The sequence below is a fragment of the Pseudaquabacterium rugosum genome (assembly GCF_038066575.1).
GTDB lineage: Bacteria > Pseudomonadota > Gammaproteobacteria > Burkholderiales > Burkholderiaceae_C > Pseudaquabacterium > Pseudaquabacterium rugosum.
Genome location: NZ_JBBUTF010000004.1, coordinates 366,269 through 390,105, shown reverse-complemented (window position 1 = coordinate 390,105; position 23,837 = coordinate 366,269). Strand labels below are relative to the sequence as shown.

Genomic DNA, 23,837 nt, shown 5'->3' with positions numbered 1-23,837 from the left:
ACCGGCCGGCACGGCGGCATCAGCCACGGGCCCGCCGCAGCATCGCGTCAAAGGTGTCGACCGCATCGTCCAGCCGGGCGTAGCGGAAATCCACGCAATCGCACTGGCTCACCAGATCGGCCAGACGCTGGTAGCCGGTCTCGCCCAGCATCATGTAGTTGAAGGCATTGCGCGCCAGCTCCAGCATGCTGGTACCACGGGGTCGCACGCTGAGCTCGGGGGCCGCACCGGCCTGCCAGCGCGGGAACACCACCCAGCGCGGGCGCGCCGGCTCCGCCACGCGGGCCAGCGCCTCGCGCGGCGCCTTCATGTGGGCGACATCGCCCTTGGCCGTGCCCTGGGCGGTGGCGCTGAACACCGCCTGCGGCGCCCAGGCCTTGATGATGTCGATCGACGCGTTCTTCAGGCTCACCGGGCGACACAGCGGTGTGACCGTCAGCTCACCGTCGAGCGACAGCAGCGTCAGCTCGTCGGACAGCAGGCGCCAGCCGGCGTGGATGAGCCCTGCACACAGCGTGCTTTTGCCCGAGCCCGGAGGGGCCGGCAGGATCGCGCACAGGCCCTCGCGCTCGATCACGGCCGCATGCAGCACCAGGTAGTGGTGCGCACGGGTCGAGATGCTGGCGTTCATCGCCCACTCCAGCATCGGCAGTGCATGGGTGGACGGCAGCGGCTCGTAGACCGGCGCGCCATCCTGCAGGAAGCGCGCCTGCGGCCTGATCCAGCGGCGCCAGCCGCGGCCGTGATCGATGGTGACGTCGAAGTCGGCGTAGTCGGCCGTGTCGGCCAGCGGGTTGTCGGCGTAGAGCCGGGCCACGCCGGCCGCAACGCCCGGATGTGGCGAGCGCAGATGGAAGACGAAGGGGCCGGTGCGCAGGCGCAGGCCCTGGCCCTGCAGCCGGCCACGCACGCCGTCGAGGCCGAGCGTGGCGACGCTGCCGGCCACCGGTGCGCCAGCAGGCCGCGGATCGGGAACGGTCATGGAGATCCGGGCGGCAGTGCCACGGCAGAGGGGTCAGGCCCGGCGGCCGGTACGGCACCGGTGGCCACGACAGCGGCCAGCGGCGCAGCGACGGGGCCCGGACCAGGTGCGATCAGACCGGCGGCGGCCAGCGCCTGCAGCGTCTGGTCCAGCAGCGGCTGCAGCGCGGCGGCATCGGGGACCCGGTCCTGGCCCGGCCAGTGGCTCTGCAGCTCGGCCAGCAGCTGAGGCTCGTCGCCGGAGCCGGCCTCGACCAGCGTCAGCACGGCCGCGGCCAGAGGATCGAGCGCATGCATCTGACCGGCCCCGGGCTCGAAGACGACCCAGTCGACCTCGTCGAGCTGACGCCACTGCAGGGACACCCGTGGCGCCAGGCCCCAGGCCGGTGTGGCGGTGTCCAGCGATCCGGCGGCCGCAGCGGCCGTCATCGGGCTCAGCCCAGCGAGGACAGGAAGGTGCGGTACAGGCCGATCAGACCGGTCTGGCCAGCGCGGTACTGCGCGTACTGGGTCTGCACCTGGGCCAGCGTGTACGGGAAGACGCCGGTGTCGACGATGCTGTTGAAGGCGGCGGCGATCCAGTAGGCCAGATCAGTGGTGCCTTCGGTGGCCAGCACGGTGGTGACCAGCTTGGCGTCGGTGGTCGAGTTGCCCGAGGCCCCCAGCAGCGCGCCGACGGTCAGGCTGGCGTTGTAGCTGGCCGGCCAGTTGGCCGGGTTGCCGCTGCCGTCGATGTAGTAGGCCGGGCGATGGCCCTGGCAGGTGGTGCGCGAACCCGGCGCGCCCGAATGGACCAGCGACTGCTGGCCCGACTGGCTGCACATGGTGTTGTTCGGGCTGGTCACCAGCAGCGTGCCCGACGGCACGGCGAAACTGCTGACCGACACGCCGGCAGCGGCCACGGCAGCGCTGCGACCGAGGCCCTTGAGCAGCACGCGACGGCGGGCCAACAGCGCGGCCCTGCGGGCATCGACGCCCTCGGCGGTGTCGGCGACGGAAGGGGAAGGCTGGTGATCGTTCATGACGAGCTTTCTACTGCGGCGGTTCGCGGGGCGCGCCTGTCCGGTCTCCCTGCCGGTACGCCCCGAGGCAATGCGCGGACGTTACCTTGAATCGATGTCAGCGCCGCAGCCCGCGTCCGCGGCCACCCCCCATGTTCAGGGTGGGTCAGTGCGCAAGCCATCACGCCGCCGGCCGGCAGCGTCCGGGCGGCGTGGCGCAGTCAGTGAGCCATCAGGCCGAGGAAGAGGCGGATCCGCTCATTGGCCGGTGCACCGAAGAAATCGGCCGGCGGGGCATCGGCCGCCAGCCGGCCCTGGTCGATGAACAGCACCCGGTCGGCGACCTCGCGGGCGAAGCCCATCTCGTGAGTCACCACCAGCATGGTCATGCCGCTGCGCGCCAGGCCCTTCATCACGTCGAGCACCTCCTTGACCATCTCGGGATCGAGGGCCGAGGTCGGCTCGTCGAACAACATGACCTTGGGCTGCATGGCCAGGCTGCGCGCGATGGCCACGCGCTGCTGCTGGCCGCCCGAGAGCTGGAACGGATGCTTGTGAAGATGGGCGGACAGGCCGACGCGCTCCAGCAGCTCCTTGGCACGCGTCTCGGCCGCCGGCCGGTCGAGCCGGCGCACGCGGCGCGGCGCCAGCATCACGTTCTCCAGCACCGTCAGGTGCGGAAACAGGTTGAACTGCTGGAACACCATGCCGACCTCGGCCCGCAGACGTTCGAGCGCCCGCGGTTCGTCGCCGACCTCGATGCCGTCGACGGTGATGCGGCCCTCGTCGTGCGTCTCCAGCCGGTTGAGCATGCGCAGCAGCGTGCTCTTGCCCGAGCCGGAGGCGCCCAGGATGACGGCCACCTGGCCGGCCTGGACATCGACGCTGACGCCCTTGAGCACGTGGTGGGCGCCGAAGCGCTTGTGCACGCCCTCGACACGGATCAGCGGTGCGGCCGCAGCCGCTGCGGCGGGACGGTCGCGGTTCACTTCAGCTTGCCCTCGATGTCGTAGCGGCGCTCGACGGCGTCGGAGAACAGCGTCATCACGGTCGTCAGCAGCAGATAGAGGATGGCGGTGGTGATGAACACCGGCACCGCCTGGAACGAGGTGCTCTTGACCTGCGAGCCGGCATTGGTGAGCTCGACCACGCCGATGGTGAAGGCCAGCGACGAGTCCTTGAGCAGCGCGACGATGTTGTTGACCAGCGGCGGCAGCGCGATCTTGAAGGCCTGCGGAAAGCTGACGTCGATGAAGGTGTGCCACTTCGACAGGCCGAGGGCGGTGGCCGCCTCCAGCTGCCCGCGCGGCACCGCCAGCAGGCCGGCGCGGATCGCCTCGGCGTTGTAGGCCCCGACGTTGAGCGCCAGCGCCACCACCGCGGCCGAGAACTCCGACAGGCTCAGCCCGGGCACCAGTTCAGGCAGCGCGAAGTAGACGAACAGCACCTGCACCAGCAGCGGCGTGCCGCGCATCACCCAGATGTAGAACCCGCACAGCGCGCGCAGCAGGCCGAAACGCGAGAGCTTGCCGAGCGCGGCCAGCAGCCCCAGCACGATGCCGACCAGGCCGGCCACCACCGTCAGCTCGACCGTCACCCGCGTGCCTTCGGCGAACAGCTCGGCATGCTCGCCGATCGGTGCCGGCGCCCAGGCCAGCGGCACGGGCAACCACCACAGCACGGCCAGCATCAGCACCACCGCCAGCGCCATCGTGGCGCTGCTGCGCTGCTGGCGGTTCCAGCCCGCCGGCCAGACCGCCATCAGCGCCTGCATGGCCGGCTCCGCTCGGTGGATGTCACGCGGCGGACGGAAATCCGCCCGTCACCCCCGGCACACGGACGGACGACCGCCCACGCCGCCACCCACACGGCCGCCGCGCGGCCGCTCTCAGCACTGCACATCACCGGTGGCTCACTTCGCGCAGCGGATGTCCTGCTTGAAGTACTTCTCGCTGATCCTGGCGTAGCTGCCGTCGGCCTGGATGGCGGCCAGCGCCTTGTTGATCTCGCCGGCCAGACCGGTGTTGCCCTTGGCCACGGCCGAGGCGATGCGCTCGACGAACAGGAAGTCGCCGATCTTCAGGCCATCGCCCGGGTTCTTGCCGAGGGCCTCCAGCGCGACGAACTTGTCGCTGACCCAGGCGTCGACGCGGCCGCTGGCCAGTGCGGCGCGGGCATCGGTGTCCTGCGGGAAGTTCTTGACCTGCTTGACGCCGGCCACCTTCTTGACGTTTTCCAGGTAGGTCGTGCCGGTCTGCACCGAGACCACCTTGTCCTTCAGGTCGGCCGCCGACTTCAGCGCCCCGCCCTTGCTGACGACGACACCGCCGGTGCAGTAGTGCGGATCGGCGAAGGTCACCGCCTTGGCCCGCTCCTCGGTGATGCCGTGCGAGGCGATGACCATGTCCCAGCGGTCGCCCTTCAGGCCGGCCAGCAGGGCGTCGAAGCCCATCGCCTTCCATTCGACCTTGAGGCCCATCCTGGCGGCGATGGCCTCGGCCACCTCGACCTCGAAGCCGGTCAGCTGCTTGCCCTGGTAGAAGTTGAACGGGGCGAACTGGCCCTCGGTGGCGATGACGATCTTGCCGTCCTTCTTGATCGCCTCGACGGTGCGGGCCTGGGCGGCGGACACGAAGGCCAGCGTGGCGGCGACGGCAAGGGCAGCGGACTTCAGCAGCGGGACGGTCTTCATGGGCAGGGCATCCTGGCGGGGTGGGCGGCGACGGCGCCGCCGGAGCGCCACGGCGCCCGCAAGGGGCGCGTGGCCGGAGGTCCGACGCTACAGCAATCGGCATGCCATGCCCAGCGCGACGGACCCGACCCCGCCCTGAAGAGCCCTGCGCCGGACGACGGTCCGCAGGCCCGCACACCCCGACCGGGGCCGGATCGTCAGTGCCGCACGACCCGCAGCAGCGCGCGCTCCAGCGCCTCGACCGCCTGGTCGATCTGCTCGATCGTGATGGTCAGCGGCGGCGCGAAACGCAGCACGGTGCGATGGGTGTCCTTGCTCAGCACGCCCTCGTCGAGCAGGGCTTCGCAGGCGGTGCGTGCGTCCACCCGCGCCGCATCGAGCTCGACGCCCACCAGCAGGCCCAGACCGCGCACGGACGTGATCGCCGGCTGCCGCGCCGCCAGCGCGCGCAGGCGGGCCATCAGGTGCGCGCCGCTGACGGCCGCACGGGCGGCCAGTTGCTCGTGCTCCAGCAGATCCAGCGCGGCCAGCCCCACCGCCGCGGCCAGCGGGTTGCCGCCGAAGGTGCTGCCATGGTCGCCCGGCTCGAACTGGGCCATCAGGCGCTCGCTGGCCAGGAAGGCGCTGACCGGCAGCAGGCCGCCGCCGAGCGCCTTGCCCAGCGTCAGCCCGTCGGGCTTGACGCCTTCGTGGTCGCAGGCCAGGCGGGCGCCGGTGCGGCCGAGCCCGGTCTGCACCTCGTCGCAGATCAGCAGCACGCCGCGGCGGGTGCAGATCTCGCGCACGGCCGCCAGATAGCCGCGCGGCGGCACGATGATGCCGGCCTCGCCCTGCACCGGCTCGACGACGAAGGCGCAGGTCTCGGGCGTGATCGCGGCCTCCAGCGCGGCGGCGTCGCCATAGGGCACGGCATCGAAGCCCGGCGTGTAGGGGCCGAAGCCGTCGCGGTACTGGGCCTCCGAGGAGAAACTGATGATGGTGGTCGTGCGGCCGGCGAAGTTGCCGGCGGCCACCAGGATGCGCGCGCGCCCCTCGGCGATGCCCTTGACCCGGTAGCCCCACTTGCGGGCGGCCTTCAACGCGGTCTCGACGGCCTCGGCGCCGCTGTTCATCGGCAGTGCGCGGTCCATGCCGGTGAGCGTGCACAGCCGCTCCAGGAAGGGCCCCAGGCCATCGGTGTGGACCGCGCGCGACGTCACGGCCAGGGTCTGGGCCTGCCGGGTCAGTGCGGCCACCAGCACCGGATGGCCATGGCCGAAGCTCACCGCCGAGTAGGCCGACATCATGTCGAGGTAGCGCCGGCCGGCGGTATCCCAGAGCCAGCAGCCCTCGCCGCGGCTCATCACCGCGGGCAGCGGGTGGTAGTTGCGTGCCCCCCAACGCCGCTCCTGGGCGACGGGATCGGTCATCGGCGCGACCGCCGGCAGGCCGGACGGTGCGGGCCGGTCGGACGGGACCGGCAGCGGACGCACGGAGGAGGACGGCGCGGTGTCGGGACGGACATTCATGAGGACTCTCCGGTGGGGACCCGCCGCGGGATGCCGCGGTCGGCGGACTCGGGCACAAGGGCTCGCCTCGTGGGGGCCGGGCCTGGGTCCGATGCTAGGCCTGCCGGCACGAAATCGGATGTCCACTTGATGCGATCCTGGCGCGATCAGCGCAACAATCCTGCATCACATCCCCGAAAATCATCGTGACCAGCACACTTGACGCCATCGATCGCAAGATCCTGCAGGCCCTGCAGGCCGAGGGCCGCCTCAGCAACGTGGAGCTGGCCGCGCGCGTGCACCTGTCGGCGCCGCAGTGCCTGCGGCGGGTGCGCGCGCTGGAGGAACGCGGCGTGATCACCGGCTACCGCGCGCTGGTGCCGCCCGAGCGGCTGGGCTACGGCGTGCGGGCCTATGTCAGCCTGAACATCGCCGCCCACGCCTTCGCCCGGGTGCGGGAGCTGGAGGCGGTGCTGCGCAGCTTCGCCCAGGTGCTCGAATGCCATGCGGTGTCGGGCGACAACGACTACCTGCTGAAGGTCGTCGCCAGCGACCTGAAGGCGCTGTCGACCTTCCTGACCGACCAGCTGATGCAGACCGAGGGCGTGCAGGACGTGCGCTCGATGATCTGTCTGGAGGAGATCAAGCCGGCGGCGCCCTGCCCGGTCGACGGTGGCTGAAAGCGGCCACGGGCCGGTGCTCGACGGCTGCGGCGTCGCCACCGATGCACGCTGACGGCCATCATCAGCGTCACGGCGATAACATGCGGGCCGCAGGACGCAACCCCCGACCGAGGGGCTCTGGCGCCTGCCGCGCCCGGCCGGAGATCCCCCGGCGTCCAGCGCCGCGCCCGCCGCCACCTCACCGTGCTCCGCCCCCCAACCTCGCTTGCGGCCGTTCCGCCACGGTCGCGTCCGGTCATGAGATCTGCCGTCCGCTCCTGGAATCCTGCGCTGCGGGCCGTCGCCGTGTGCGTCGCCCTGTGCGCTGTCCTGCCGGCCCGTGCGGCCCCACCGGCCGACGCCGCCGCGTCCGCCACGGTGGCGGCGTCGGCCGAAGCCCCGGCCCTGCGTCCGGCCGGCATCCTGAAGTCGCTCAAGGGCGGCGTCAGCCTCGTCCGTGACGGACAGACCCTAAGCGGCCTCGCGCCCGGGCTGGTCCTGTATCCCGGCGACGTGCTGCGCACGCACGACGACGGCCTGATCGGCATCACCCTGACCGACGACACGCTGCTGGCCGCCGGACCGAACAGCCTGCTGGTGCTCGACCAGGTGGTGTTCGATGCCACCACGCACGAGGGCAGCATCCTGCTGCGGCTGTGGCACGGCACGCTGCGGGTGGTCAGCGGCCTGGTGGCCAAGCGACGGCCCGAGGCCGTGCAGATCCAGACCCGCAGCGTCGTGCTCGGCGTGCGCGGCACGGACTTCATCATCGACTCCCGCGTGCTCACGCCATGAACCCGACCGTCCTGCCCCGTCTGACGCGTGGCGTCATCCTGATCCTGGCCAGCATCCTGGCCAGCGCCTGTGCCGTACAGGACCGCGTGGTGCTGTTGCCCGACGGGCAAGGCCGCGTCGGCGTCGTCGAGGTCTCGCGCATCGACGCGCCGGAAGACCGGGTGCGGCTGGACCGCGCCTACGCGACGGTCGAGAACCAGCACCTGCGCGGCCTGCACCCGCAGGCCACCTCGGCGCAGAGCGTGCTCCGCGACTATCCGGACCTGGAACCGGTGCTGCCGGCCCGGCCGCGGGAGTTCACGGTGCAGTTCAGCGGCGCGGGCACCGATCTGACGCCGGAGTCGCTGATCGAGCTGCAGGGCATGCGGGCCTGGCTGGCCACCTTGCCGGCGCCCGAGATCATCGTCACCGGCCACACCGATGCGGTGGGCACGGTCGAGGACAACGACCGGCTGTCGCTGCAGCGCGCCGAGCGCGTGCGCGGCATCCTGATCGAGGCGGGCGTCGATGCCCGCCTGATCACGACCCTCGGCCGCGGCAAGCGGGCGCTGGCGTATCCCACCGCCGACGGGGTGGCGGAGCCGCGCAACCGCCGCGTCGAGATCAAGTTGCGCTGAACCGGCCCATGGGCCCGGCTGACGCGCCCACCTCCGGCCCGCCCGACCTGCAGGAGGCCGATCCGCCCCGGCGGCGCAGGCCGCTGAGTCCGGCCTGGATGCTGCGGCTGATCGGCGGCGCCCTGCTGCTGCTGCTGATGGCCCACGCGCTGCAGCGCTGGCACTCGCCGCTGCTGGACCGGCTGGAGCATGCCTGGCAGGACCGGCATCTGCTGGCGCACGCGCCACGCGAGCCCGACCCGCGCATCGTGCTGGTCGAGATCGACGAGCGGGCGCTGGCCAGCCAGGGTCGATGGCCGTGGCCACGCACCCGCCTGGCCGAGCTGATCGAGCACCTGGGCGGCCCGCAGCAGGCGGCCCTGATCGGGCTCGACGTGGTGCTGGCCGAGGCCGAGCACGCGCCGTTGGCCCCGCTGTGGCAGGCCCTCACCCACGGCCCGCGGTCGCTGGCGCCCGATGAGCTGAAGCGGCTGGAGCCCCTGCGCCAGGCCTTCGAGGGCGATGTGCGGCTGGCGGCCGCGCTGCGCGACGGGCCGGTGGTCGCCGGGGTCCATCTGAGCGCAGGACCGGGCGCGGAGCGCATCGGCCAGCTGCCGCCGGGCGTGCGGCTGCACGTGCCGGGCGGCTCGTCGGCCGGCCTGCACGCGGCCCTGCCGGACTGGCCGGGTCACGGCGGCCTCGCGCCGCGCCTGGCGCAGTCCGCCGGCCGCGGCGTGGGTGTGCTCAACGGCGAGCTCGACGAGGACGGCATGCTGCGCCGCATGGCGCTGCTGTGGCGCAGTGGCCGCCAGGTCCATCCGACGCTGGCGCTGGCCATGCTGGAGGCCCTCGACCGCCCGCTCGACGACCCGGCCGCCCCGGCATCGACGAGCACCACGGCAGCCACGGCAACCACGCCCCCGGACGCGGCACGGCCGGAGCGTCCCGGCCTGACCCTGACGCTGGACGCCGAGCAGCAGCCCGCCGCCCTCGCCCTGCAGGGCCGCCCGGCGGCCACCGGGCGATGGCCGGTCGATCCCCAGGCGCGGGTCTGGATCCCCTACCGCGCCGCCGACGCCGCCTTCACCCGCATCTCCGCCGCCGACGTGCTGGAGGGCCGCTTGCCGGCAGGCAGCCTGCACGGCCGCCTGGTGCTGGTGGGCGTGACGGCGCCCGGCCTGCTGGATCAACGGCTGACCGTGATCGCGCCGGCCCTGCCCGGCACGCTGATCCACGCCCATCTGCTGTCCGCGCTGCTGGACGGCCGCACCCTGAGCACCCCGGCCTGGGCGCCCCTGGCACAGGCCGGCCTGCTGCTGCTGGGCGGGCTGGTGCTGCTGGTGTGGCTGCCGCGGGTCGGCATCGTCGGCTCCTGTGCGCTGGCGCTGGCGGTCTGCGGCCTCGGGGTCGGTGTCCATGCCTGGGCCTGGGCGCAGCTGCATCGGGTCCTGCCCGTGGTCGATGCGTTGCTGCTGCCCGGGCTGCTGCTGCTGCTGTGGCTGACGCTGTCGCTGCGGGCGCTGCAGCACGCGCGCCAGCGGCTGCAGGCCTTGTTCGGCCAGTACGTGCCGCCCGAGCACGTGCAGCGCATGAGCCTGCACCCGGAGCGCCACACGATGAGCAGCCGCCAGGTCGAGCTCAGCGTGCTGTTCGCCGACGTGCGCGGCTTCACCGGTCTGGCCGAGCGCATGCCCCCGGGCGAGCTGGGCGCGATGATGCATCTGCTGTTCTCGCGCCTGACCGACATCATCCGGCAGCACGGCGGCACGCTGGACAAGTACATCGGTGATGCGGTGATGGCCTTCTGGGGCGCCCCGCTGGACGACCCCCGCCACGCGCGGCACGCCGTCGATGCGGCGCTGGCGATGCGCGCGGCGCTGCCGGCGCTGCAGGAGGAGCTGGCGGCCCGCGGCTGGCCCCGGCTGGACCTGAGCATCGGCGTGGACAGCGGGCCGGTGATCGTCGGCGACATGGGCAGCCGCCATCGGCTGGCCTACACGGTGCTGGGCGACACGGTCAACCGTGCGGCCCGCCTGCAGGGCCTGGCCGGCGAGCACCGCATCGGCCTGCTGATCGGCGACGCGACGCGCCACGGCCTGGATCCGGACCGCATCTGCCTGCCGCTGGGCCGGGTGCAGCTGCGCGGGCGCGGGGCCTGGCTGCCGGTCTGGCATCCGCTGCCCGCGAGCACCGACCCCGCCGCCGCGGCGGCCGCCGCCGTGCGCCTCGACCGCTGGCAGGACTGGCTGCAGGCCCGCGACGTGGGCGATGCCTCCCGCGCGGCGGCCGTGCGGGCCGTGCTGACCGTCCACGCCGAGGACCGCCCCCTGGTGGCCTGGGTCGAATCCAAGACCGCACGGCATGACGATCGGCCAGCGGCCGCCGGGCCGGACTAGGCCCGGGGCCTCGCTTCCTGGGCGCCAGGGTCGCGTCGCATTCAGGCGGCGGACGGGGACGCCGGTGCAGACACCGCCGCCGACGGATCCCCCCCGGCCTCCAGCACCGCCACCGCCAGGGGAAAGTCGACATCGTCGAGCGCCTGCTGCAGGCGCCGCATGCCCGCCTCGCCCAGATGCAGGCCCAGCGGGCCGGCCATCGCCGCACACAGCGTCACGGCCTGGGCGTTGTGCGCCCGGCAGGCCGCGATCAGCGTCTGCAGCTGGGCGGGGTCCGCCACGCGGCCCTCGGCCCGCGCGGCCTGCATCGCCCGGTGCAGACCGTCGTCCCGCGCCCGGGAGCGGGCCTGCGCGGCAGGGGCCGTGGCGGCGAGCCAGCCGGCCAGCCAGTGGTCCAGCGCCAGCAGGGCCGACTGCGTGGCGGGATCGGGCACCGGCGGGGAGGTCGGCGGGGAGGCTGGCGGGGCGGGCCGCCCGGTGGACGGCGCCGTGGCCTCGCGGGGGGTGTCCCGGGGGGATGCATCGGAGATCGCCCCGGCGGCCTCGCCGATGGCTTCCTGGGAGGCCACCCGGGCGGCCTCCCGGGTGGCCTCCCGGGTGGCCTCCCCGGTCGCATCCCCGGTGACCGATCCGGCCGCAGCCGACGGATCGCGCTGCGCCGCCGCCCGGTCCGCTGCCGCCGACCGCAGGCGCTGTTCCAGCGCCGCAGCGGCCTCGGCCAGCCCGAACGCCCCGACCGTGGCCGCGCCACCACGCAAGGCATGGAGCCGGGCCGGCAGCGCGGCCACGGACATGTCGCACAGGCCGTGACTGTCGTCGGCCAGACGGCGCACCATCTCCAGATGCAACCCCGGGTCCGCCCGCAGCGGCGCCGCCGCCTGCTGGGGATCCAGCCCCTGCAGACCGCACAGCAGGCGGCGGATCGTGTCGGTGTCGGTGTCGGTTCCGGCTGCGCCCCCGGCATCGGCCTCGTGTCCGGTCTCCGCGACGGCCACGCCGGACCGGCGCGTGCGGCGCAGCAGCTCACGGATCAGGCGTTCCGGCTCCAGCGGCTTGGGCAGGAAGGCGTCCATGCCGGCCGCGTGGGCGGCCTCGCGCTGGGCCGGCAGCACGCCGGCGCTGAGGGCGATGATGGGCAGCGTCGCGCAGGCCGGGCGCTGGCGCAGCGCGCGGGCGACGTCCGGGCCGTCCAGATCCGGCATCTGCAGGTCCAGCAGCAGCGCGTCGACCGGCAGCGGATCGCTCTCCAGCAGGGCCAGCGTCTGCGCGCCACTGCGGGCGGTCAGCACCTGCGCGCCCTCGCGCAGCAGCACCTCGCCCGCCACACGCAGGTTCAGCGCATGGTCGTCGGTCACCAGCACCCGCAGGCCCGCCAGCCGGGTACCGGGCGGACGCACCGGCAGCGACCGGGCCTCCTGGATCACCGGCCCCTCCGCCACCAGCCCCGCCACCAGCCCCCCCGCCGTCCCCGGCCCATCCGACGGCCCCGCCGCCTCATCGGCCGACAGCGCCGGCCCGGCATCGACCGGCAAGCGCAGCGCGAAGCCGAAACACGCGCCCTGCCCCGGCACGCTGTCCACCCGCAGCTCGCCGCCCATCAGCTCCACCAGCTGCGCGCAGATGGCCAGACCGAGCCCGCTGCCACCATGGCGCCGGGTGGTGCTGACGTCCCCTTGCTCGAAGGGCTGGAACAGGCGACTCTGCAGCGCCGGATCGATGCCGGGGCCGGTGTCACGCACCCGGAAGTCCAGGCGCGCGACGGCCGCCGCGCGGCCCTCCGCCTCCGCCTCCTCCACCTCCACCTCCACCTCCACCGCCGCCAGCTCGCACGGCACCGGCTCGCACTGCACCGACAGTGCCACCTCCCCCTCGGCGGTGAACTTCAGCGCGTTGCCCAGCAGGTTGGCCAGCACCTGGCGCAAGCGCAGCGGATCGCCAACCACCCGGCGCGGCACGGCGTCCAGCGGGCCCAGGCGCAGCTGCAGCCCGTCACGCGGCTGCGCGCCACCGAACAGGGTGATCAGCTCGCGCAGCAACTGGTGCAGATCGAAGGCGCGCGACTCCAGCTCCAGGCGCCCGGACTCGATGCGCGAGAGATCCAGCACGTCATCGAGCAGCGCCAGCAGGGCTCGGCCGGCCTGGCCGATGCTGTGCGCCCGCTCGAGCGCGGCCGCCGGCAAGGCGTCGCCTTCCAGCAGCCAGGCCAGGCCCAGGATGGCATTGAGCGGGGTGCGGATCTCGTGGCTGGTGTTGGCCAGGAAGGCACTCTTGGCCCGTGACGCGGCTTCGGCGGCCTCGCGGGCCCGGGTCAGCTCGGTGATGTCGAAGCTGAAGCCACCGCTGTGGCCATCGGGCAGCTGGCGCTCGACCACCCGCAGCACCCGGCCATCGGACAGGGCCAGCGTCTCGACCACCGGCGCCTGCGGCCGCGGCAGCGGGCGGTGCGCGAGCCAGTCGTCGATGCGGCCGACGGCCTGCGGATGCAGGCCGCGTTCGGCGGCCGCACGCCACAGCGTCTCGCGCTGCACGCCGGGCTGCAGCAGGTCGGCGATGTCCGCGTGCAGGACGCGATAGCGGTCGTTGCACAGCAACAGCCGGCCGGCGGGGTCGAACAGCACGAAGGCCTCGTCGACGGTGTCGATGGCCGCATGCAGCACGGCCCGCGAACGCTCGGCCTCGTCACGGGCCTGCGCGAGCGCACGGGCCGTGTCCTGGCTGGCCGTCACGTCCTGGAACGCGCCGACCAGGCGACGCACCGGGGCATCCGGCGCCTCGGAGGTCCGCAGCGGCTCGCCCATCGCCCGCACCCAGATGCGGCGCCCGTCGACCCGATCGAGCGGCAGCACCAGATCCCAGCCCCGGCCGTCGCGGATGCCACGCTCGACCGCCTCGGTGATGGTGCGACGGGCCTCGCCCGGGTAGTAGGCCACGGCCTCGGCCATCGACGGCCGGTGTCCGGGCGGGCGGCCGTGGATGCGGCAGGTCTCGTCGCTCCAGATGATCAGCCCGCTGTCCAGATCGATGTCCCAGCCACCGACCTGGGCCATGGCCCCGGTGCGCGCCAGCATGGCCTCGCTGCGCCGCAGCTCCTCTTCCTGGCGCTTGCGGTCGGTGATGTCGCGACGGGTCCCGCTGAGCCACAGCGGCTGGCCATCCGGCGTGCGCGCGGTGACCCGGCCGCGGTCGTGCATCCAGCGCCAGCCGCCGGAGGCCTCACGCACCCGCAGATCGCATTCGTAGTTCGGCTGGATACCGCCCAGATGACGGGCCAGTTGAGCGTCCATGCGCGGCAGATCGTCCGGATGCACGAGGGCCCGCACGACCCCGACGGTCAGCAGCGGAAAGTCGGCCAGACAGCGCCCGGCCAGGCTGGCCCAGCGCTCGTTGCAGACGGCCGCCCCGGTCTGCAGATTCCATTCCCAGGTGCCGGCCTGGGTCGCCTCCAGGATGTCGCTCAGGCGCTGGGCCGCACGCTTGACCTCGGAGATGTCATGCACCAGCACGTAGAAGCCGACCACCTGGCCGCCCTCGCGCTGCGGCAGATAGTGGGCCAGCGTGTGGCGCACCACCCCCACCTCACCGGGCACCGGAATGTCCCGCTCGAAGCGCTGCTCCTGGCCGGCCAGCACGGCATCGATGTACGGCCGGTTCAGCGCGGCCAGCCGCGGCCCCAGCAGCTCGGGCAAGGTCATGCTGGCGATCTGTTCGGGCGTACGGTCGAAGTAGCGGGCATAGGCCTGGTTGGCGAACCGGTTGCGCAGGCGGGCATCCCAGGATCCGATCATCGACGGGATCGCATCGAGCACGGCCCGCAGATCGGCCCGGGCCTCACGGGCCTGGCGCGTGCGCTGGTCCAGCAGCTGCTGCTCACGCCGGCGCAGGTCCGCGCGCAGCCCTGCCAGCAGGGCCAGCAGCAGCGACAGCGCGGCGCCCGCGGCACCGACCTGCCAGGGCGCGACCAGGTTCAGCGACTGCACCAGCGCCGCACGCGGATGCAGCGTGAACCGCCAGCGGCGGCCGAGCACCTCGCGCTCCAGCCGGGCCTGCAGCCGGGCATCGAGCCGGGTGTCCGACGGCGGTGGCGGCAGGCGGAAGGCCACGGGCTGGGTGGACAGGCCGTCGCTCTGCGGCGCCTGCGGCACAACGGCGTCGGTCACGTCCTCGAGCTGCAGATGCACGCGCTGGGCATCGAGCTCGACCGCCGTCAAGAGCTGGGGCAGGCGCAACGGCGCGAACACCCAACCGACGATGTCAGGCCCCTCGGTGGTCGTCCGCGGCGGACCGTGGCCCAGGCCCGCCGCATCGACCGGCAGCAGCACCAGCAGCGTGCGCGGGGCTTCCAGTTGCGCCTGACGCAGCTCCAGCGGCGGGCTCAGCACCGCGCGCCGGACATCGGTCGCCCGCCGCAGCGTGGCCTGACGCAGCACATCGGTGGCCAGATCCCAGCCGACCGCGCGTCCGGCATCGGCCGCCGGCTCGGCCCAGAGCACGACATGGCGCTCCCGCGGGCCTTCCGTCCGACCGGCCTCCAGCGGCCGGTAGTCGGTGATCGTGAACGCTGGCGCGCCATGGGTGCGCATGTGCTGCTCCAGCGCACGCTCGCCGCCGGCGGGCACCCGCGCGATGTAGCCGAAGCCGAGCACGCCAGGGAACTCGCCGGACAGGTCACGGCCGCGCATGTAGGCCGCGAAGTCCTCCGGCCGCACCTGCGTCAGCCCGCGTCCGAGCAGAAAGCCCCGGGCGCCGCGCAGACCGAGCACCGTGCGCTCGATCTGGGCCTGCACGCGCGCGGCCACGCGGGCGGCCCGCTCGGCGGTGGCGGCGGCGATGCGGGCCTCGTTGTCGCGTTGCTGCTGCCACGCGAGCACGCCACTGACCAGCAGACCCGACACCAGCACGGCCCCGGAGACCGCGCCCAGGCGTGTTTCACGCCGCGGCATCGGCCACACCGGCCCGGTCGCTCGGTGCCGGCGGCGCAGGGTTTGCAGACGCGGCGGGGGCCGGCGCGGCGGACGGTGCGGCAGACGGCGGCAGGGCCTCGATCCGCTCGGGCTGCCCGTCCAGCCCGACCCGCCAGACCTGCGCACGGCCGGCCTGCTTGGCCGCGTACAAGGCCCGGTCGGCGGCCTCGACGAGCGCCAGCGCGCCGCGCTCGACCGCATCGGGCAGGAGGCCGCCGGAGGCCGCGGGATCGGCGGCCACGGCAGCAGGATCAGCGCCCACCGGCAGCTCCGGCGCGCTGCCCGCCGGCAAGGCCGGCAGGCCCAGCGGCTGCACGGTGGCCAGGCCGATGCTCAGGGTCATCCACGGCCCGACCGACGAGGCTGGATGCGCCAGCGCACGCTGGCGCAGCGCCTGCAGCAGCGCGTGGCCGACATGCCGCGCGCCGGCGGCATCGGTCAGCGGCAGCAGCAGCGCGAATTCCTCACCCCCATAACGACAGGCCTGATCGGCAGGCCGGCGGCCGGCACGCCGCAGCACCTGCGCGACCTCACGCAAGGCGTGGTCGCCGGCCGGATGGCCGCAATGGTCGTTGTAGGCCTTGAAGTGGTCGATGTCGGCCAGCAGCAGCGACAGCGGCCGGCCCTCGCGCTGCGCGCGCAGCCATTCCGTGCGCAGCAGACGGTCGAACTGGGCGCGGTTGCGCAGGCCCGTCAGGCCGTCGAAACGGGCCTCGGCCTGCAGCCGCTCGGACAGGCGGCGCAGGCGCACCAGATTGCCCAGCCGCGCCAGCATCACGGGCGCACTCGGCGGCTTGGCGATGAAATCGGCCGCACCGGCCTGCAGGCCCGCGAGCTCGGTGGCCTCGTCGGCATGGGCGGTGAGGAAGACCACCGGCAGGTCGTGCAGCACCGGATCGGACTTCAGCAGGCGGCACAGGCCGACGCCACCGAGGCCGGGCATCTGCAGATCCAGCAGCAGCAGATCGGGCGGATGGCCCGCGATCAGCGGCAAGGCCTGTTCGGCGCTGCGCGCCAGCGCCACGTCGTAGTGACCGGCCAGCACGCCGGCCAAGGTGCGCAACATCACGGCATCGTCATCGACGACGAGGATCCGCGGCAGGGATCCGGACATCAAGGTGTCGGGCATCGCGACTCCGGCTGCAGAGCCACCCACCCGCGCCCACCCACACCGCCCCGTGGCCGCCGGCCTCCGGCTCATGGATCAGTATAGGGCCGAGGGCGCATCAGGACCTGATCCACCCTGCGCCGGACAGGCCGCTTCCGGCCAGCCGCGGTCTCAGGCCCGCGGATGGTGGCGTTCGTGCAACTGCCGCAGGCGCTCGCGGGCGACGTGGGTGTAGATCGTCGTCGTCGAGATGTCGGCATGGCCCAGCAGCAGCTGGACGGCCCGCAGGTCCGCGCCGTGGTTCAGCAGATGGGTGGCGAAGGCATGGCGCAGCGTGTGCGGTGACAGCGGCGCGTGGATGCCGGCCTTCTGCGCATGGCGCTTGATCAGCGTCCAGAACATCTGCCGCGTCATCGCGCTGCCGCGGGCGGTGACGAACAGCGCATCGCTGTGCCGGCCCTTGAGGATCACGCTGCGGGCATCGGCCAGATAACGCTGCAACCACTGCGACGCCTCACCGCCGAAGGGCACCAGCCGCTCCTTGGCGCCCTTGCCGATCACGCGCACCACGCCCTCGTCCAGGCTCAGGCGCACGCTGGCGAGCTCGACCAGCTCGCTGACCCGCAGGCCGCTGGCGTACAGCAGCTCCAGCATCGCGCGGTCACGCAGGCCCAGCGGCTCATCGACGGCGGGCGCGGCCAGCAGCGCCTCGACCTGGGCCTCGGACAGCGTGCGCGGCACGCGCATCGGCATGCGCGCGTTCTCCAGCCGCAGCGTCGGATCCTCGGCCACCAGATGCTCGCGCAGCGCCCAGCGGTAGAAGCGCTTGAACACCGCCAGACGCCGGTTGGCGCTGCTGGCCCGGCTGTCGGCATGGCGGGCGGCGATGTAGGCCAGCAGCTCGCTCTCGCGGGCCTCGTCCAGCGTGTGGCCGCCGTGGTCCGACAGCCAGTGCGCCAGCAGCGTCAGATCCCGCCGGTAGGCCTGCAGCGTGAGCTTGGCCAGGCCATCCTCGATCCACAGGGCATCGACGAAACGGTCGATCAGCGAGCGGCTGCGCGGCGCCAGGCCGGGGCCCGCGCCGTCCGCGGCACTGAGCACGGGCGCATCCAGGGGCAGCAGCGGGCGGCGCGGCATCGGCGGGAGGCTCCTGATCCGTCAGTCGAGCGACAGTTTCCTGCGCGCCACGACGTCCTTGTAGACGGCGTACTCGGCCTTGATCTGCGCGGCGAAGGCCTCCGGGCTGTTGAGCACCAGCACCGAGCCGGTGTCCTCGATGCGCTTCTTCACCTCCGGCAGGGCGACCGCGGTGCGCACCGCCGACGACACCTTGTCGACCACCTCGCGCGGCAGGCCCTTGGGGCCGATGATGCCGTAGTAGGCCATGCGGTTGACCGGCGCCAGACCGACCTCCTTGAAGGTCGGCACCTGCGGCAGGACCGCGACCCGCTCGGCCGACGCGACGACGATGGGCACCAGCCGGCCGTCCTTGATGAAGGGCAGCGCCGAGGGCAGGTTGTCGAACATGATCGGCACCTGGCCGGCCACCGTGTCGTTGAGCGCAGGGCCCGCGCCGCGATACGGAATGTGGGTGACGAAGACGCCGGACAGGCTCTTGTAGAGCTCCATCTGCAGGTGGCCGATGCCGCCGGTGCCCGACGAGGCATAACTGTAGCGACCAGGGTTCTTCTTCAGCTCGGCCACGAAGCCCTTGTAGTCGCGCGCCGGGAAGCTCGGGTGCACGACGATCACGTTGGGCGTGGCCGCGATGTTGATGATGGGCGTGAAGTCGGTCAGCGGGTCGTAGGTGATCTTCGGGTTGATCGCCGGGTTGGCCGCGGTGGTGCTGACGGTGGCCATGCCCAGGCTGTAGCCGTCGGGCGTGGCCCGCGCCGTCTCGGTGGCGCCGACCGAGCCGCCACCGCCGGCCTTGTTCTCGACCACCACCGTCTGGCCCAGCGGGCCGCCCAGCCTCTCGGCCACCACGCGGGCGATGATGTCCGTCGTGCCACCGGGCGCGAACGGCACCTGCAGCTTCACCGGCTTGACCGGCCAGGCCTGGGCCTGCACGGCCAGCGGCGCGGCCACACCCAGCAGGGCGCACGACAGCGCCAGCCAGCGGCGGCGCGCGAGAGGGGACGGACGGGTCATCAGCGGACGGATCATGCGCGGGTCTCCGACGAGGGCATCGAACGGCGCCCATCGTGGTGCACCACCCCACCGCAGGGCGTGGCCGGTCGACGGGGCCGGGTCGCGGACCATTGTGCCCAAAGCCAGGGGCTGGCCAGCAGGCCCGCACAGGCCGTGGGCACGCATGACGGCTCAGGATCAACCCTGAGGCTGGCACACTGCGCGCCGTGCGTGCCGACCCCTTGCTGCTGCTGCCCGATTTCGCGCTGATCGCCCTCGGCTACCTGCTGTGCCGTCACACGGCGCTCGACCGCAAGGTCTGGAACGGTGCCGAGCAACTGGTGTATTACCTGCTGTTCCCGGCCCTGCTGTTCCAGGCGATCGCGCGCAGCCCGATCGACCCCGGACCGGCCGCCGGCTTCGGCCTGGCCGGGCTGTCGATCGTCGGCCTCGGCGTGCTGATGGCGCTGGCCTGCGGGCGCTGGCCGGGCGTCGACCGGCTGCTGCACGCCTCGGGCGCGCAGTGCGCGTTCCGCTTCAACAGCTTCGTCGGGCTGGCGCTGTGCGAGCGTCTGGCCGGCAGTGCCGGCCTGGCCTGGATGGCGCTGCTGATCGCGCTGTGCGTGCCGGTGTGCAACGTGGCCGCCGTCTGGCCGCTCGCACGCGCCGGCGGCCAGGGCCTGCTGCGCGAGCTGGCGCGCAACCCGCTGATCGTCTCGACCGTCGCCGGCCTGGCCTTCAACCTCTCGGGCCTGCGCCTGCCCGAGCTGGCCACCACCACGCTCAGCCGCATCGGCGCGGCCGCGCTGCCGCTGGGCCTGATGGCGGTCGGTGCCGGGCTGCAGATGGGGGCACTGCGCGAGGCGCCGCGCCTGGCCGGCGCGCTGCTGGCCATCCGTCACGCGCTGCTGCCGCTGTGGGCCCTGGCCTTGGGCACGCTGGCGGCCGCCGTGCTCGGCCCCTGGGGCCGGCTGGACGCCCAGCAGCAGCTGGTGCTGGTGATCTTCGGTGCGCTGCCCACCGCCAGCAGCGCCTATGTGCTGGCCGCGCGCATGGGGGGCAACGGCGCGTATGCGGCCGGTCTGGTCACCCTCAGCACGCTGCTGGCGATGCCGGGCCTGCCGATCGCGCTGGCCCTGCACGGCGTGATCTCCGGCGCCTGATGCCGGACCGGCATCGACCCTGACGCCAGCAGGTTGGTCGCGAGCGGCGACAATCGCGGGTTGCCCTGACGCGGGCGAACCCGACGCCCGAGCCATCGCCGTGACCGCTGCCGCCCTGCCCCCGACCCTCTCCCCCACCGCCGACCGCCCGGTCGCCGAGCCCCGCCGCGCCGCGCCTGCCGGCATGCCCGAGGCCAAGCCGCTGACCAGCTGGCGCCCGTTCTGGGCCAAGCGCTTCGGCGTCGCCCCCTTCCTGCCGATGTCGCGCGCCGAGATGGACCAGCTGGGCTGGGACAGCTGCGACGTCATCATCGTCAGCGGCGACGCCTACGTCGATCACCCGAGCTTCGGCATGGCCGTCATCGGCCGGGTGCTGGAGTCGCAGGGCTTCCGGGTCGGCATCATCGCCCAGCCCGACTGGCAGGACGCCAAGGCCTTCGAGGCGCTCGGCCGGCCGAACCTGTGCTTCGGCGTGGCCGCCGGCAACATGGATTCGATGATCAACCGCTACACGGCCGATCGCAAGCCGCGCAGCGACGACGCCTACACCCCCGGCGGCGTCTCCGGCAAGCGGCCCGACCGCGCCAGCATCGTCTACTGCCAGCGCATCCGCCAGGCCTTCGGCGACGTGCCCATCCTGCTCGGCGGGATCGAGGCCAGCCTGCGCCGCATCGCCCACTACGACTACTGGCAGGACAAGGTGCGCCGCAGCATCGTCGTCGACAGCCAGGCCGACCTGATCCTCTACGGCAACGCCGAGCGCGCGGTGGTCGAGGTCGTGCACCGGCTGGCGCGCCGCGAGCCGGTGGCCCAGATCACCGACGTGCGCGGCACGGCCTTCCTGCGCCGGCTCGACGACCCGTCGGCCGCCGGCTGGTTCGAGCTCGACTCCAGCGAGGTCGATCTGCCCGGCCGCGTCGACAGCCACGTCAACCCGTACCAGACGATGGGCGAGCAGGCGGCCGAGCGCGGCGCCAGCTGCGCCCGCGAGGACGCCGGCGGCAGCGCGCCGCAGGGCCCGGCCGGTGAGCCCGCCGCCGATGCCGGGGCCGCCGCCGCGGCCACGATCAACGCCGCCGGCCCCGCCTCGGGCACCACTGCCGACGTGCGCCCGCTGGTCTTCGTGCCGCCGCCCTCGCGCACCAGCGGCAGGCTGGCGCTGCCCGCGCGCGAGCGCACCGTCATCCGCATGCCGGCCTTCGAGGCGGTGCGCTCGGACCCGGTGCTCTACGCCCACGCCAGCCGCGTGCTGCACCTGGAGACCAACCCCGGCAACGCCCGCGCGCTGGTGCAGGCGCACGAGGTCCACGGCCAGCAGCGCGACGTCTGGATCAACCCGCCGCCGATCCCGCTGAGCATGGTCGAGATGGACCACGTCTTCGGCCTGCCCTACGGCCGTGGCCCGCATCCGGTCTACGCCGATGCGCAGGGCCGCCACGACGGCGAGACCAAGATCCCGGCCTGGGAGATGATCCGCTTCAGCGTGAACATCATGCGCGGCTGCTTCGGCGGCTGCACCTTCTGCTCGATCACCGAGCACGAGGGCCGCATCATCCAGAGCCGCAGCGAGGCCTCGATCCTCAAGGAGGTCGAGGAGGTGCGCGACAAGGTGCCGGGCTTCACCGGCACCGTCAGCGACCTGGGCGGGCCGACGGCCAACATGTACCGCCTGGGCTGCCGCAGCCCGGAGATCGAGGCCGCCTGCCGCAAGCCCTCGTGCGTCTACCCCGGCATCTGCGCCAACCTGCGCACCGACCATGCGCCGCTGGTGCGGCTCTACCGCAAGGCGCGCGCGCTGCCGGGCGTCAAGCGCATCCTGATCGGCTCGGGCCTGCGCTACGACCTGGCCGTGCAGAGCCCCGAGTACGTCAAGGAGCTGGTCACCCACCACGTCGGCGGCTACCTGAAGATCGCGCCCGAGCACACCGAGGGCGGCCCGCTGTCGAAGATGATGAAGCCGGGCATCGGCACCTACGACCGCTTCAAGGAGATGTTCGAGCGCTTCAGCGCCGAGGCGGGCAAGCAGCAGTACCTGATCCCCTACTTCATCGCCGCGCACCCGGGCACCACCGACGAGGACATGATGAACCTCGCGCTGTGGCTGAAGAAGAACGGCTTTCGCGCCGACCAGGTGCAGACCTTCACGCCCAGCCCGATGGCCACCGCCACCGCGATGTACCACACCGGCCGCAACCCGCTGAAGGGCCTGAGCCGGGATCCGGCCAAGGCCGGCGGCCAGGAGATCGTCGACGTCGTGCGCAGCGAGAAGCGCCGCCGCCTGCACAAGGCCTTCCTGCGCTGGCACGACGCCAAGAACTGGCCGCTGCTGCGCGAGGCGCTGCAGCGCATGGGCCGCGCCGACCTGATCGGCAATGGCAAGCACCACCTGATCCCGACCTGGCAGCCGGCCGGCACCGAGGGTGCCGATGCCCCGTCGGGCGCCGCCCGCGGCCCGGCGGACGCCCGCCGCACGCCGCCGACCTACGGCGGCCGCGACGGCCCGCGCGGCCATGCCGCCGGCAGCGGCCGCGGCGCCGACCGTGGCGCCCGCGGCCCGTACACCGGCGAAGGCCGCCCGCGCAGCGGCCGGCCCGATCCGGAACAGCCGCTGACCAGCCACGACCCACGCGGCATCGCCTCCAAGCGCAAGGCCGGCCAGGCCGCACCGCGCGGCGACGACGGGGGCCCGTCGGCCGTCACCCCGCGCCGTGGCGTGATCCTGACCCAGCACACCGGTCTGCCGCCGCGCGCGGGCACCGGCGCCCGTGGCGCAGGAGGCCCCGGCGGTCGCCCGCCCGCCAGGACCGGCCGCCGCAAACCCTGAAGCCCGCGTCACGGACACGCCCTGGAACGGGCGCGCCCTTGACACAGGTCCAAGCCCGAGCACGACGGTCCCGTGCCGTCCTCGGGCACAATCGCGGGTTTGTCCCGAATCCCGACGCCTTGCCGTCACAGCGGCCCCCGCCCCGAGCCCCGGTCGCAGTCCCGCCGAGCCCCATGAGCGCCTTCAACGAAGAAACCGTCCTGTCCGTACACCACTGGACGGACCGCCTGTTCTCCTTCACCACGACGCGCGACACGTCGCTGCGTTTCTCCAACGGCCACTTCACGATGATCGGCCTGAAGGTGAACGGCAAGAACCTGCTGCGCGCCTACAGCATCGTGTCGGCGAACTACGAGGAACACCTCGAGTTCCTGAGCATCAAGGTGCCCGACGGCCCCCTGACCAGCCGCCTGCAGCACATCCAGGTGGGCGACAAGATCGTCGTCGGCCGCAAGCCCACCGGCACGCTGCTGATCGACTACCTGCTGCCGGCCAAGCGCCTGTACATGATCAGCAGCGGCACCGGCCTGGCGCCCTTCATGTCGGTCATCCGCGACCCGGAGACCTACGAGAAGTTCGAGGAGGTCATCCTGATCCACGGCGTGCGCGAGGTCGCCGAGCTGGCCTACCACGACTACATCACCAAGGAACTGCCCGCGCACGAGTTCCTCGGCGAGATGGTCAGCCAGCAGCTGAAGTACTACCCGACGGTCACCCGTGAGCCGTTCCGCAACCAGGGCCGCACCACCGACCTGATCGAGAACGGCAAGCTGTTCACCGATCTGGGCGTGCCGGCGCTGAACCCGGCCGAGGACCGCGTGATGATCTGCGGCAGCCCGGGCCTGCTGAAGGACCTCAAGCACATCCTGGAAGTGCGCGGCTTCAAGGAAGGCAACACCACGACGCCGGGCGACTTCGTCGTCGAGCGCGCCTTCGTCGAGCAGTGATGTCCGACACCGGACGCCGCCTCACCGGCCGCGTCCGGCCGTCGACCCCGCCATGACCGGCACGGCCCGGCATGCCCATCGGCCGCCCCGGACA

The 23,837-nt window shown here is 73.1% G+C and carries 18 protein-coding genes; 7 read left to right on the top strand and 11 right to left on the bottom strand.

The window, feature by feature from the left end:
• Positions 1–19 precede the first annotated feature (19 nt).
• From AACH11_RS05950 to rocD, 7 genes are all read right to left on the bottom strand, one after another.
• Positions 20–982, bottom strand: a complete 963-nt coding sequence (locus tag AACH11_RS05950) for an HprK-related kinase A (protein WP_341373273.1) — start codon at positions 980–982, stop codon at positions 20–22.
• Positions 979–1,410 carry an HPr-rel-A system PqqD family peptide chaperone gene (locus AACH11_RS05945; RefSeq protein ID WP_341373272.1) on the bottom strand — a complete coding sequence of 144 codons (432 nt, stop codon included), beginning with the start codon at positions 1,408–1,410 and terminating at the stop codon, positions 979–981. The genes AACH11_RS05950 and AACH11_RS05945 overlap by 4 nt, the downstream gene beginning before the upstream one ends.
• 5 nt (positions 1,411–1,415) lie before the next feature.
• Positions 1,416–2,003, bottom strand: a complete 588-nt coding sequence (locus tag AACH11_RS05940) for a hypothetical protein (protein WP_341373271.1) — start codon at positions 2,001–2,003, stop codon at positions 1,416–1,418.
• 200 nt (positions 2,004–2,203) lie between these two features.
• Positions 2,204–2,971: an amino acid ABC transporter ATP-binding protein gene (locus AACH11_RS05935; protein ID WP_341373270.1), complete on the bottom strand. Its 768-nt coding sequence runs from the start codon at positions 2,969–2,971 to the stop codon at positions 2,204–2,206.
• Positions 2,968–3,756 (bottom strand): amino acid ABC transporter permease, encoded by a 789-nt coding sequence (locus AACH11_RS05930; RefSeq protein WP_341373269.1) that lies wholly within the window; start codon positions 3,754–3,756, stop codon positions 2,968–2,970. The genes AACH11_RS05935 and AACH11_RS05930 overlap by 4 nt, the downstream gene beginning before the upstream one ends.
• A 138-nt stretch (positions 3,757–3,894) precedes the next feature.
• Complete coding sequence (locus AACH11_RS05925) at positions 3,895–4,674, bottom strand: ABC transporter substrate-binding protein (RefSeq protein WP_341373268.1); 780 nt, start codon at positions 4,672–4,674, stop codon at positions 3,895–3,897.
• Positions 4,675–4,871: 197 nt separating this feature from the next.
• Positions 4,872–6,083, bottom strand: coding sequence for an ornithine--oxo-acid transaminase (gene rocD, locus AACH11_RS05920; RefSeq protein ID WP_341373300.1), 1,212 nt, complete (start codon positions 6,081–6,083; stop codon positions 4,872–4,874).
• Positions 6,084–6,367: 284 nt separating this feature from the next.
• Between rocD and AACH11_RS05915 the strand changes: the two genes are divergently transcribed.
• The 4 genes from AACH11_RS05915 to AACH11_RS05900 all read left to right on the top strand — a co-directional run bounded on the left by AACH11_RS05915 (position 6,368) and on the right by AACH11_RS05900 (position 10,610).
• Positions 6,368–6,841, top strand: coding sequence for an Lrp/AsnC family transcriptional regulator (locus tag AACH11_RS05915; protein ID WP_341373267.1), 474 nt, complete (start codon positions 6,368–6,370; stop codon positions 6,839–6,841).
• 240 nt (positions 6,842–7,081) lie between these two features.
• Positions 7,082–7,618 carry a FecR family protein gene (locus tag AACH11_RS05910; RefSeq protein ID WP_341373266.1) on the top strand — a complete coding sequence of 179 codons (537 nt, stop codon included), beginning with the start codon at positions 7,082–7,084 and terminating at the stop codon, positions 7,616–7,618.
• Positions 7,615–8,235 carry an OmpA family protein gene (locus AACH11_RS05905; protein ID WP_341373265.1) on the top strand — a complete coding sequence of 207 codons (621 nt, stop codon included), beginning with the start codon at positions 7,615–7,617 and terminating at the stop codon, positions 8,233–8,235. Before AACH11_RS05910 ends, AACH11_RS05905 begins: the two co-directional genes overlap by 4 nt.
• 8 nt (positions 8,236–8,243) lie before the next feature.
• Positions 8,244–10,610: a CHASE2 domain-containing protein gene (locus tag AACH11_RS05900; RefSeq protein ID WP_341373264.1), complete on the top strand. Its 2,367-nt coding sequence runs from the start codon at positions 8,244–8,246 to the stop codon at positions 10,608–10,610.
• Between the two features lie 41 nt (positions 10,611–10,651).
• On the opposite strand, the gene AACH11_RS05895 is transcribed toward AACH11_RS05900, so the two are convergent.
• The 4 genes from AACH11_RS05895 to AACH11_RS05880 all read right to left on the bottom strand — a co-directional run bounded on the left by AACH11_RS05895 (position 10,652) and on the right by AACH11_RS05880 (position 18,845).
• Entirely contained in the window at positions 10,652–15,550 is a 4,899-nt protein-coding gene (locus tag AACH11_RS05895) for a CHASE domain-containing protein (protein ID WP_341373263.1), read from the bottom strand.
• A complete protein-coding gene (locus AACH11_RS05890; protein ID WP_341373262.1) occupies positions 15,537–16,700 on the bottom strand; it encodes a GGDEF domain-containing protein in 1,164 nt (387 codons plus the stop codon). The genes AACH11_RS05895 and AACH11_RS05890 overlap by 14 nt, the downstream gene beginning before the upstream one ends.
• A 150-nt stretch (positions 16,701–16,850) precedes the next feature.
• Positions 16,851–17,816 carry a site-specific tyrosine recombinase XerD gene (gene xerD / locus AACH11_RS05885; RefSeq protein WP_341373261.1) on the bottom strand — a complete coding sequence of 322 codons (966 nt, stop codon included), beginning with the start codon at positions 17,814–17,816 and terminating at the stop codon, positions 16,851–16,853.
• A 21-nt stretch (positions 17,817–17,837) separates the two neighbouring features.
• Entirely contained in the window at positions 17,838–18,845 is a 1,008-nt protein-coding gene (locus tag AACH11_RS05880; RefSeq protein ID WP_341373260.1) for a tripartite tricarboxylate transporter substrate binding protein BugE, read from the bottom strand.
• 191 nt (positions 18,846–19,036) lie between these two features.
• On the opposite strand from AACH11_RS05880, the gene AACH11_RS05875 reads away from it, so the two are divergent.
• From AACH11_RS05875 to AACH11_RS05865, 3 genes are all read left to right on the top strand, one after another.
• Positions 19,037–19,972, top strand: coding sequence for an AEC family transporter (locus tag AACH11_RS05875; protein WP_341373259.1), 936 nt, complete (start codon positions 19,037–19,039; stop codon positions 19,970–19,972).
• A gap of 184 nt (positions 19,973–20,156) precedes the next feature.
• Positions 20,157–22,796 carry a YgiQ family radical SAM protein gene (locus AACH11_RS05870; protein WP_341373299.1) on the top strand — a complete coding sequence of 880 codons (2,640 nt, stop codon included), beginning with the start codon at positions 20,157–20,159 and terminating at the stop codon, positions 22,794–22,796.
• A gap of 173 nt (positions 22,797–22,969) precedes the next feature.
• Positions 22,970–23,743, top strand: coding sequence for a ferredoxin--NADP reductase (locus AACH11_RS05865; RefSeq protein ID WP_341373258.1), 774 nt, complete (start codon positions 22,970–22,972; stop codon positions 23,741–23,743).
• The last annotated feature ends 94 nt before the right edge of the window (positions 23,744–23,837 follow it).